At 39.7% G+C, this 8517-nt stretch carries 17 protein-coding genes; 1 reads left to right on the forward strand and 16 read right to left on the reverse strand.

Going from position 1 to position 8517, the window contains the following annotated elements; translation table 11 throughout:
* Positions 1-17: 17 nt before the first annotated feature.
* The 12 genes from D6V41_RS06255 to D6V41_RS06310 all read right to left on the reverse strand — a co-directional run bounded on the left by D6V41_RS06255 (position 18) and on the right by D6V41_RS06310 (position 4904).
* The gene (locus tag D6V41_RS06255; RefSeq protein ID WP_136250606.1) at positions 18-743 is read right to left on the reverse strand and encodes a hypothetical protein; all 726 of its coding nucleotides are present in this window, start codon (positions 741-743) and stop codon (positions 18-20) included.
* Between the two features lie 101 nt (positions 744-844).
* Entirely contained in the window at positions 845-1132 is a 288-nt protein-coding gene (locus D6V41_RS06260) for a DUF2442 domain-containing protein (RefSeq protein ID WP_241664440.1), read from the reverse strand.
* Entirely contained in the window at positions 1080-1316 is a 237-nt protein-coding gene (locus tag D6V41_RS06265; RefSeq protein ID WP_136250608.1) for a DUF4160 domain-containing protein, read from the reverse strand. The genes D6V41_RS06260 and D6V41_RS06265 overlap by 53 nt, the downstream gene beginning before the upstream one ends.
* A gap of 66 nt (positions 1317-1382) precedes the next feature.
* Positions 1383-1649, reverse strand: coding sequence for a type II toxin-antitoxin system BrnA family antitoxin (gene brnA, locus D6V41_RS06270; protein WP_136250609.1), 267 nt, complete (start codon positions 1647-1649; stop codon positions 1383-1385).
* Positions 1639-1902 (reverse strand): BrnT family toxin, encoded by a 264-nt coding sequence (locus D6V41_RS06275; RefSeq protein ID WP_136250610.1) that lies wholly within the window; start codon positions 1900-1902, stop codon positions 1639-1641. The genes brnA and D6V41_RS06275 overlap by 11 nt, the downstream gene beginning before the upstream one ends.
* A 162-nt stretch (positions 1903-2064) precedes the next feature.
* Entirely contained in the window at positions 2065-2361 is a 297-nt protein-coding gene (locus D6V41_RS06280) for a HigA family addiction module antitoxin (RefSeq protein WP_136250611.1), read from the reverse strand.
* Positions 2361-2639, reverse strand: coding sequence for a type II toxin-antitoxin system RelE/ParE family toxin (locus tag D6V41_RS06285; RefSeq protein ID WP_136250612.1), 279 nt, complete (start codon positions 2637-2639; stop codon positions 2361-2363). Before D6V41_RS06285 ends, D6V41_RS06280 begins: the two co-directional genes overlap by 1 nt.
* A gap of 122 nt (positions 2640-2761) precedes the next feature.
* On the reverse strand, positions 2762-3103 hold the full coding sequence (locus D6V41_RS06290; protein WP_136250613.1) for a type II toxin-antitoxin system HicB family antitoxin: 342 nt from the start codon (positions 3101-3103) through the stop codon (positions 2762-2764).
* A complete protein-coding gene (locus D6V41_RS06295; protein ID WP_136250614.1) occupies positions 3100-3354 on the reverse strand; it encodes a type II toxin-antitoxin system HicA family toxin in 255 nt (84 codons plus the stop codon). The genes D6V41_RS06290 and D6V41_RS06295 overlap by 4 nt, the downstream gene beginning before the upstream one ends.
* A 178-nt stretch (positions 3355-3532) precedes the next feature.
* Complete coding sequence (locus tag D6V41_RS06300) at positions 3533-3931, reverse strand: hypothetical protein (RefSeq protein WP_136250615.1); 399 nt, start codon at positions 3929-3931, stop codon at positions 3533-3535.
* Positions 3932-4031: 100 nt separating this feature from the next.
* Positions 4032-4412 (reverse strand): hypothetical protein, encoded by a 381-nt coding sequence (locus tag D6V41_RS06305; RefSeq protein ID WP_136250616.1) that lies wholly within the window; start codon positions 4410-4412, stop codon positions 4032-4034.
* A gap of 90 nt (positions 4413-4502) precedes the next feature.
* Positions 4503-4904 carry a hypothetical protein gene (locus D6V41_RS06310; RefSeq protein ID WP_136250617.1) on the reverse strand — a complete coding sequence of 134 codons (402 nt, stop codon included), beginning with the start codon at positions 4902-4904 and terminating at the stop codon, positions 4503-4505.
* Positions 4905-5106: 202 nt separating this feature from the next.
* Between D6V41_RS06310 and D6V41_RS06315 the strand changes: the two genes are divergently transcribed.
* Positions 5107-6156, forward strand: a complete 1050-nt coding sequence (locus D6V41_RS06315; protein ID WP_136250618.1) for an IS110 family RNA-guided transposase — start codon at positions 5107-5109, stop codon at positions 6154-6156.
* A gap of 465 nt (positions 6157-6621) precedes the next feature.
* Here the strand turns inward: D6V41_RS06315 and D6V41_RS06320 are convergent, their stop codons facing one another.
* The 4 genes from D6V41_RS06320 to D6V41_RS06335 form a co-directional block, all read right to left on the reverse strand.
* Positions 6622-6996, reverse strand: a complete 375-nt coding sequence (locus D6V41_RS06320; RefSeq protein ID WP_136250619.1) for a hypothetical protein — start codon at positions 6994-6996, stop codon at positions 6622-6624.
* Positions 6997-7225: 229 nt separating this feature from the next.
* Complete coding sequence (locus D6V41_RS18580) at positions 7226-7447, reverse strand: DUF4177 domain-containing protein (RefSeq protein ID WP_136250620.1); 222 nt, start codon at positions 7445-7447, stop codon at positions 7226-7228.
* Between the two features lie 122 nt (positions 7448-7569).
* Positions 7570-7866 carry a hypothetical protein gene (locus D6V41_RS06330; RefSeq protein ID WP_136250621.1) on the reverse strand — a complete coding sequence of 99 codons (297 nt, stop codon included), beginning with the start codon at positions 7864-7866 and terminating at the stop codon, positions 7570-7572.
* A gap of 141 nt (positions 7867-8007) precedes the next feature.
* On the reverse strand, positions 8008-8517 hold a 510-nt coding region (locus D6V41_RS06335; protein ID WP_206663238.1), incomplete at its 5' end, for a hypothetical protein.

Here is an 8517-nt window from a genome sequence, read left to right on the forward strand (position 1 = left end):
TTATACATAAATTCCACTTACTGAATTTCTTGCTGCCAGTTCACCTTTTGGTAGACTGATTTTTGATTAAAATTAGTGCTACCTGTAGTTGATCCAACAAAGTAATACATTCCACCTGAGAAGCCTGCACTTCCAACCGAAGTAAGTTGTGAAGGTAGCGCTGCCACCGCATCTTTAGCATTTAGAAATACATGATTTTCGGAATATGCGTTTGTAAGAGAAGGATCTGATAACGATTGAATAACCTGATTTATGATACGACTTGAGATAGCTTTGTGAGTTTGGCCTTTTGCCCAGCCCAATGTTTTACCAGTAAATATATTTAGTTCATCGCTGTGACCGGCATAAAACACCTCATCTAGAATAATTTCACCGTTTACTACTAAACACCAGTCAACGATTACAAAACTTGCGTAACTGGCATTTGTGATTACCTGTGAGTAACGGTGAATTTTTGCGTGTACTTTAGCTTTTTTAGATACGTTTGACGTATTTTTGTTTAGAGTATTCAAGATTGATTGCTGAATAGTATTTTTGTCAGCTGTATCAAAGCTACCCCAGTTAAAAGCTCCATATGATTCATTGTCAGCCGTTTTTTCATCAATAATTATCGAAACAGAATTTACATTAGCGCTAAATGAAGGAGCGTTCGTTAACAATGGAAACTCATTTTTACTTGCGGTACCAGTAACTCCGCAACCAGCCAAGATTAGTGATAAAAATAAAAATAGTAGATATTTCACACATATCCCTTATTTAAGTATAACACCTCAGTAACGAGCGCAGGTTTGGCGACAGCCAAGGCTGTGTCTCAATGACCGAAGGGAATGAGTTAACTGACTTGTTATCTTCTCGCACTATTGCCAACCAACAACCCATTAACGCTAATGTCCTCATCAAGTTGCGGCCAATGGATACCTTCACCATCTCCCAGCAACTCCCAGTCTTCTAATTGTTCCTTCGTGGCCTTTGACAACCGTGGAAACCAAATCAAAGGCGCAGATATCTTTCTTCCGTCAATCAAAAAAACGGTTAAAGAATCCGCATCACACTCTACTGATTCTGCTAACGGGTGATGCTCAACTGCTAAAGTACTCATTCCAAGACTCCAATAAAGTTGTTCTATTCTCATTCACTAGTTGCTCAAGCTCCCTCAATTCTCGCGGTGGAAATCGAGTAGAGCTCGCAAGAGATACAGGCTGCAACCAAAATTTTGCAAGCATACGCTCTCGTTGAATGTGTATATGTGGAGGTTCTCCGTTCTCATTACTAAAAAAGAAGAAACGGTAAGGACCTAATCTTAATACTGCTGGCATATGTCAAGATTAACCGAGAAATGTGAAGATGCCAAATGGAAGATAACGCTTTACATAAGCGGCCATTTACCGCTCTTGTAAATGGTCCGTTTTAATTTTTTTGTTAGCTTCCCCTGCCTCTAATCTCTCGGCTAACCAGACCTTTATGATTGATTGGCGAGTAACACCAATTCTTGAAGCCTCCCTGTCCAGAGATTTGACCATCCAACTGGGAAAATCTACGTTTACACGTTTAAGCGATTGATTGGGTCGACGCAAAGTAGATAAATCTAAATCATCTAAAATATCATCTTTATTGTCGTCAAACTTCTTGTCGAATTCACTAGCTTTCATAAAGTGCCACCTCTGCCTTTCTTGAGCGTCGCACCGAAATAATGCGTATCACTTCATTACGATACGTTATCACTGCGGTCCAAAATCTGTCATCAATAAGACCAACAACGATGTATCTCGGTTCCTCAACAAACTGTACCTTCACTTCAATGTGATAATCATCCATCCATAACTTTTGAGCATCCTCAAAATCGATACCATGCTTTGATAAGTTGGATATACTTTTCTGTTCATCATATTCAAAACTTTTCATAGGTATAGAAATTATACCTATTTAGACAAAACAGCAAGATAAATTTGAAGGGAAGCTAACACCTCAATAACGAGTTAGCAGAGTATGGCGTGGTATTTGCGAAAGCAAATGGCATGACATGCACTGATAATCTCTGTTAATTGACTTGTTAAGTGTCCTTTCCTAAGCAGCTTCGTTTTCATATGGAGATACATTTAATTCGCCTTGCGATTGGCGCGCTTGCCAGAGGTCATAAGCATTCTGCATTCTGAGCCAGTGATCCGCACTTGGCTTAGAAAATACTAATTCGAGTCTTACTGCCATTTCTGGACTGATCGAAGCCTTACGATTTAAAATTTTTGAAAGCGTTTTCCGGCTTACTCCCAAATGCTTGGCTACATCAGTAATCGTAAGACCGAGCGAATCGATCACGAGATCCTTCAAGATTTCTCCTGGATGCGCTGGGTTATACATAGACATTAGTGATAATCCTCATAATTAACAATTTCAACATTTTGGCCTTTGAATCTAAAAGTAACACGCCAGTTTCCACTAACTCTGACTGACCATATGCCCTTACGAGTTCCTTTCAGTGGATGCAAATACAGTCCCGGCAGATCCATATCATCAGGGCATGTTGCTTGATCAAGGTTCGATAAAATTAATCTAAGCTTCTTTTGATGCTTTGACTGAATACCTGAGGTAACGCCCTTTGAATAGAACTTTTCTAAACCTTTATGTATGAAATCAACAACCATCTCAGCATCGTAACCTATGTGGTTACAATGTCAAGCTGTACTTTGGGGATAGAGAGGAGACTTAACACTTTCGATAAGCGGCGTAATACCGCTTTTATACTACGTCCGTCTTCATCGTTTTGTTATTGCTCGCTACCGACGTTGTTTGATAACGATTCCACAACAATCTGATTTATACTTTTTCCTGTGGCAGAAGCTTTTAAAACGAGGTGCTCATGTAGTTTTGGACTTATACGAACATTAAATTTACCCGAATAGGTTTTCTTAGGTGATACACCATCTGCCTCACACATTTCAAGAAATACTTTTAAGGAGGTTGAACCCTCTTCATGCAAACCCTTAATGTCGGCCGCATAAAAATCAGCACCGCCGTTTAAGTTAACAAACTCACCTCTAAACATCTCTATTTCAGGATCGTACGTGATAACAGCATCGTATCCATTTATGTTCATGATATTTTTCATGGTTTCACCCCATTTGACTCTAACCAACGTCTGACGCTGCTAACCGCACCCTTGTCTGTATCTGGAGACGGGTGTGGTCTATGAAAGACGCGTCTGTCGCCAAAAAGCCTAACACCAATTCTAGAGCCCTCAGCCTCGGATATCTCAGCTCCAAGCTCAATAAATAGTTGCTCGATATCTTTCCACTTTATATTACCACTGACAGGTCTTGAAAAGATGAGAGCTAAAGTCTTTTGATGTTTTCTTTTCATTAGACAATGATAGTACTAAATATTAGTACCGTCAATCGCAGCTTTACTAGAGCTATAACGCCATCCTATGCGGCGCACAGTTAGTCGTGTAATTTGTAATAATGTAGCGAAGCGAAATACAAATTGCACGACTAACTGTGTGTCCGAATGAGTGATAACGAATGGCACGAGGATCTTGTTAGAGCCCGCCACTTTTCCCCTCCTTAAACTGAAAATAGATTGCCAAATATCCTGAGATAAAAAACATAATAGGAAAGGACAAAACAACAAATAAAGGAAAATCGGCAATTCTCAAGCTTGGATTGTCATACATAATCGAAATAAGCAAATATGCAACATTCACCGCAGTTACACCGATTACTGAAATGAATTTGTTTCTTCTTGCTACAAGCTTCGAAAGATAAAAATTCAAACACGCAAAAATAAATCCGGGTGAAAAGACAATTAAGCTCGGAATAATCAACAAAAATGCTGTCATCTCATACCATCTTACCGCACCGTGCGCACTAGCCTCATCTTTCGTGATTGGCGAACTTTCGAGTGCGTTTGATAAACGGCTAAACGGTGACTTCATCATAGTGGCTCTAACGCCTGTTTAACGAGTGACCAGATTATGGCGTCACACTTGCGAATGCAAGCGGCATGACATGAGCTGGGCATCTCTGTTGAAATTCTTGTTATGTGCCACTAACGCACCGTGCTATAACAAAACCATGAAAACCAATAGCTGAATCATTATACCAGCCTCTATATTTATTTTTCTCTAGGAATCTGATCGTGCTGCTTAAATCTCCCTGCCAAATTTCGCCTCCATATAATCTCTGCCAGCTTTCTAGATTACCTTGCTCATCCGATGCAAGTGCGTTAATTGAAACTTCTTCAATATCTGTAATGATTGAATAAGTGGTATGGGTAAAGTTATACAAAACAACTTCATCAAAAGTGATTTCAGACCAATCAGTTTCATGCTCGGGATATCCGTAAGCCAGAAATAAACGGATTTTCTTTCCGTTTTCTAGAACTTCATATCTTCTAAGGTGATAGTCATGGAATCTCAATGGGACGAACTCTATTGCAAGGGCACATAACGCTTCGTTGACGGGCGCGACGCTCGCGTCGTGTCCCAGCGAAGCGAGTCAAACGCCTTGTTAGGTGCCCCAGTCTTCATCCAAAATATCCTTTCGTTTTTCTTCGTACTCTTTTTTTGTGAGTAGCCCTTCCGAGTATATGGCTTCCAACTTTCTCAGTCTTTCTGCATAGCAGATAGGTGTGTTTTCTTTTTTATTTTCAGACTCACTTTCTGCTTTTAAATTAAATTCCGTCTCTTCAAAGGGGAGACCTTTCGTAGAAAAAATGGAGTTCCTAAATGCCTGATAAGCGTGGGCTAAAACAAAGAGTGAAAAAACACCCAAGAGAATTTTTACAAATCCCGGTAAATCTAGGAAAAAAACTAAAAATGCGATAAACGCCAGCATTAAAATGGTCTTAAACAAAAATAAAGTAGCGTTAAACTTTGAATCTTTAGTTTCAGACTTTCCTGAAATGCTCATTAATCAATCCTGTTTCTAAACTTAGCACCTAACGCTAAGCTAACGGGCAAAAGCACGTGGCAAAATGGGCGAAGCCGCCACGTGTTTTTGTCCCAGTGACCGAAGGGAACGAGTGAAGCGCCTTGATACTCATTGAGCCTCCTCCTAATTAGCATAAACAGAGTTTATCCTAATAGGCGACCAAACCGACGGAGAAAACTCAATGAATTTCTATATTAATACACATCCCTACTATTGTGGAATCGATTTACACACGCGTTTGCTCTATGTCTGCATTATTGATAATGAAAACAATGTGCTCGTGCATGAGAAAATAAATGACTCGCCCGAAAAGCTATTCACTTTGCTACAACCTTATCTTGGTGCCGTAGTGATAGGTGTCGAATGTATGCACTGTTGGTATTGGCTGTCGGATTTTTGCCAAGAGCACGGGATTGATTTTATTCTTGGTCATGCACTTTACATGAAAGCCATTCATGCAGGTAAAACTAAGAATGATAGAATCGATGCGCTTAAAATCGCTAAACTCATTCGTGGAGGTAACTTCCCTCTTGCCCATGCTTACCCCAAAGAGCATCGTTCTATCAGAGATGCATTAAGAAGGCGTACTCACATCATGCGTATGAGTGCTCAACTCAAGGCTCATGTGTCCAGTACCGTCAGTCAATATAATTTACCCGCCCCAGAAACACGTTTAAACCTTCAAAACTCCCCCGCCAGAGAGCGGATGCACCACTTCTTTCCTGACGAGGCTGTGCAAAAGAGTATGGACTTAAATCTCAACATCATCGATACCATGGTGCATGAAATTTATAAAATCGAGCATTACGTGAAGCTCAAAGCCCAATATCACAAGGGTAGCGACTTCCATATTCTAAAATCCTTCCCTGGCATTGGTAAAATACTGGCTCTTACCATCTTATATGAAGTGGGTGATATACAACGCTTCGGTCGTGTTCAGCAATTTGCGTTTTATGCTCGATTAGTTAAATGTAAAGCAGAGTCGGCGGGTAAAACCTACGGCACTCAGGGCAACAAAATAGGGAATGCTCATTTAAAATGGGCATTCAGCGAAGCCGCCGTTCTGTATTTAAAAGGCAATGATAAAGCCACGCGTTACCTTGAAACACTCCAAAAGCGAATGAGCAAAGCCAAAGCACTATCCGCTTTGGCGCATAAAATAGGACGCTGTGTTTATTTCATGCTAAAGAACCAACAGGTATTTAATGAAGATAAGTTTTTAAACGGGTAAGCCGCACAATGGCATGAGCTTCATCGTCTAACTGGGAAAATGGCGAGTACCTTGTTATCGCACATCAATCTGCCACTAGCAGCTTCGATAACTATACCAATATGTCTTAACCAAATCGCTTTGATTAGACATGCCATTGTCGCGCAACATACCCTTTTATCAGATTTTGCTTACACCTTCGCTGAGCCCGAAACTAACTGGACCTATAAACCTTGTAACTTTGAATAGGACAGATGAAGGTTAACCGATGAATGTCTAGTGACCCAATGATGCATAGGGAGATGCAAACATATTGGCAGCAAATGTGCGTAAGACGATCCTCTATATGTGTTTGACGTAAGCAACCTGCTTAACATCGACCATGACAGACGAAGTAAACAAACCTGATACTAGGAATCAGATTGATCTTGAAAAAGTGATCAAAGAATATTCTTTTGTTATTGACAGGCTAGAGGCTCATATGTGTTATATTGCTTCACTTAAAATTACCATTTCTGCTCGGTTTACTCGCGCTTGAAAAAATGAATTGAGATGGAGTAATTGCCCATATTCGTCCATATTATTACCGCGTTTTGTAAGCTGAAGCCAATTGGAATAAAAAGCATCAAAGTCATCCTCAGACATAGGCATTAAATGCTCATCAATAGTAAAAGACTTTTTCACATCCGTAATTGATGGCGACGACATCTCTCTAATTCGCGAACCAAATAATTTCACTAGTGTAGATAATTCGACTTCAGAAGCCAAAACCACTGTCTCTTGTTGTTCAAACCTGAGCTCTAAATTATTTAGTTGCTCGAAATCTAAATTCTCCATATGTACAAAAGAAAAATGCTCCATGCTCAAGCGCCCTTATGCAATATAACGCCAGCATTTGCGGCAGTTTGTATTTGCTAAAATCTGCAAAATTTGAACGCAGTGAAATGCAGGTTTTAGCAAATGCAAAATGTCCGAAGTCGCGCCAGCGACTGACAAAATGCTTTTGTTATGTTTCTTTAACTTAAAACAACCACTTGCTTCGACGTCACTCAAAACGATTCTAAGGTGCCGTGTCAAAGCGTAAAACTGGTTAAACATTTGATATGTCATTACTTTTCCGAATCTTACGCTTAAAAAAAAGATCATAGTCTGATGACCACCAGTGGTAATGCGTACTTATCAACTCCCAACCATTATCTCCGTGGTGTTTCAGGACTTTATTTAATTCTTCGTCTCCCTTAAAGAGCCCACAATTTACTCGCTTTATTCGATATTCAAAAATCTCCATGTGCCTATTTTTCCTTTGAAACATAACTCCAGCCTATGCGGCGCACGATTTGTTGTGGAATTTGTAATAATGTAGCGTAGCGAAATGCAAATTGCACAACAAATTGGGTGTCCGAAGTCGCGCCAGCGACTGCCATCAGGTCTTTGTTATACAGCATCATAATACATCCGCTTGACTAAACGCTGAATAATTTCTGCAACGATTGCGACAATCATGAATTGGCTAAACAACATGAGCCCTAGTTTTTGATACATCCCCATTTCTTCAGTAAAAAGAGGATGCCAGATATAAACTAGAGACTGATTTCCTGGAAATAAGAATATTTGATAACCGGGAAGAGGACCTCCGATAACATCAAAAAAATTCCAATTTAATACGAAAGTAACCAAGCCAATTAGCGATGCAAGCAATCCTAAATATATTGAAAAATGCATCGATTTCATTTTTAGCCTCAAGCTGTATAACGCCGACCTGAGCGGCGCATTGCTTGTTGTGAATTCTGCGATAATTTTACGCAGGAAAATGCAGGATTCACAACAAGTAATGTGTCCGAACGAACGACAGTGAGTGGCTCTAGGTTTTTGTTATACCCTCTCTTCATAAGAGCTTACCATCTCCGATAATATTGATTTCTCGTCTTCAGAAATTTTATTGTCAAATCCACATAGTAGGCCATTGATCAAATAATATTCAGTTTCATTTTTAATCATTCGTCTTTTGAGTATTCCTTTGTATTTGGACCAATACTTTCTGCGAAAATATGACAATGTGGGAATACCTCGTTTGCCTAACTCGTTATCAATTTGATTTAACTTTTTTGAGTCAAAATGCAGAGAATCTTCCAGATTATCATTAACCGCTTGCCTTAACCCTATTAAGGCTTTTGACTTACCAATCATTCTTACATATTCGTGGAGGGAATTTCTTGGATGAAAAGGTTCATGAGGATCAATTTTGTCTATGTAGGAAGCGTAAAAATCTAAAAATTCTGACAGTTCTTGAAATTCGATTTCTTTTTCTTTAGACATCTTCTGAGGCATGCATTCCTCCGAGGGTATAACGCCTTTGTAACAGGCGTTTTTTGTGTAGTGGAG

Origin of the sequence: Ningiella ruwaisensis, assembly GCF_004798935.1 — a bacterium.
Taxonomy (GTDB): domain Bacteria; phylum Pseudomonadota; class Gammaproteobacteria; order Enterobacterales; family Alteromonadaceae; genus Glaciecola; species Glaciecola ruwaisensis.